Consider the following 1,585-nt stretch of genomic DNA (forward strand, 5'->3'; position numbering starts at 1 on the left):
TCGGTCATGGGGCACGGGGGAGAATAACAAAAGATTCGCTCTTTGACATATTGACACACACGGTGGGAAAATGAAAATCCCTATTGGATGTTTGGAATTTTTCATTGAAAAACATATATTTGCGATGAAAAATAGAAAAACAAAGGAGGAAAGAATATGAGTACCAAAACTATTCACACGGAAATCGTCAGGATGGGAGTGTCGAAAGTTTCCGACTTGAAATTTTTGGAGAATCTCGCCAAGCGCATGGGATGGACGTTCGAGCGGGAGCGTCGTACAGGGCTTGACGACGCTATAGACGATTTCAAGGCCGGCCGTGTACACAAGGCCAAGGATGTAAACGACCTGATGGCGCAACTTATGAAATGAAAAGCGTGCGCGTATGTATGAGATAGAATATACCACACACTTTCGTCGCTCATTCAGGAAGTGTATCAAGCGTGGACTGGATATAACCATATTCAAAAATGCCATCACATTGTTGCAGACATCAGGCTCATTGCCGGTAGAATATCACCCCCACAAACTTTCGGGGAAATACGCCGGCTATTGGGAATGTCATCTGCAACCCGACTGGCTGCTGATTTGGCTGCAAGATGATCATCGGCTTGTTTTGCATTTTATCGACACTGGTACACACGCCGATTTGTTTTGATATTCCTTGCAATAGAAATCTATTCTCGTCCCACGCTTCAATCAACACGAAGCGTGGGACGATTGTTTTCAACCGTTCGGCATGGTATTTCGTTTCCCCGTCGTATTGTCAGTGTGGTAGAAGCGTCAACAATTCCGCTCGACAGTGCTTTTACGAGAGAAAATGCGTTGTCGGGACTCCCGATGGTGCTCTTACGAAGAAAAAAGTGCTGTCGGGAACTCCGAAACCTCTTTTACGAGAAAAAATGCACTGTCGGAACTTCCCGACGATGCTCTTACGAAAGAAAAAGTGCTGTCGGACTTTCCGATAGTACTTCTATGAACAAAAAAGCGTTGTCGGGGACTCCGACAGCACCTTTTTTATCAATTAACCTATAAAACATGATGATTATGATTAAAAGCATTCAAAAACTCGACCTCACACGTCTCCGTGTGGAGGAAGATTTCGGATTTCAGAAACTCATCGCGGCAGAAACCGAGAAACTGCCGTTGACAGACAGCAAGCCCGGGTATGCCGAAGGGCTGAGGAAGGCTGTCCAAGCGTTTATACACGCGTATCAGATGTTCGATGACGCGCTGAAAGCGTCCGACAGCGTTCCGGCAGCCAAAACAGCCGCCGAAAAGGACGCGTTGCGCGACGAGGCATGGCGCTCCATGCGCGAGTATGTGAAAGCCTCGACGGGCTATCCCGTGGCGGAAGTGGCGCAAACTGCCACGGAAGTTTATGAATTGTTCAAGAAGTACGGCGACTTAGCCACGCTGCCTCAGACAGAGGAGACAGGTCGGTTACACAACCTGCTGCAAGACCTCGACGCCGTGGACGACGCCCGCATGACCGCCGCCCACTTCAAGCCCTTGGTCGACAACCTGCGTCAACGTGAGGACGAGTTTCTTGCCGCCGCCAAGGAACGTGCCGTTCAGGAGGGAGCCG

3 protein-coding genes are annotated in these 1,585 nt (G+C 49.0%); all 3 read left to right on the plus strand.

Annotation, left to right across the window (positions count from 1 at the left end; translation table 11 throughout):
• The first annotated feature begins 246 nt into the window (after window positions 1-246).
• Window positions 247-369 carry a hypothetical protein gene (locus LO761_RS12510; RefSeq protein WP_272818608.1) on the plus strand — a complete coding sequence of 41 codons (123 nt, stop codon included), beginning with the start codon at window positions 247-249 and terminating at the stop codon, window positions 367-369.
• 13 nt (window positions 370-382) lie between these two features.
• Window positions 383-655, plus strand: a complete 273-nt coding sequence (locus LO761_RS12515; RefSeq protein ID WP_272818609.1) for a type II toxin-antitoxin system YafQ family toxin — start codon at window positions 383-385, stop codon at window positions 653-655.
• Window positions 656-1,044: 389 nt separating this feature from the next.
• Window positions 1,045-1,585 (plus strand): DUF6261 family protein (locus LO761_RS12520; RefSeq protein WP_272818610.1); only part of this gene is annotated, 541 nt, incomplete at its 3' end.

This window comes from Phocaeicola oris, assembly GCF_021295095.1.
GTDB classification, from domain to species: domain Bacteria; phylum Bacteroidota; class Bacteroidia; order Bacteroidales; family Bacteroidaceae; genus Phocaeicola; species Phocaeicola oris.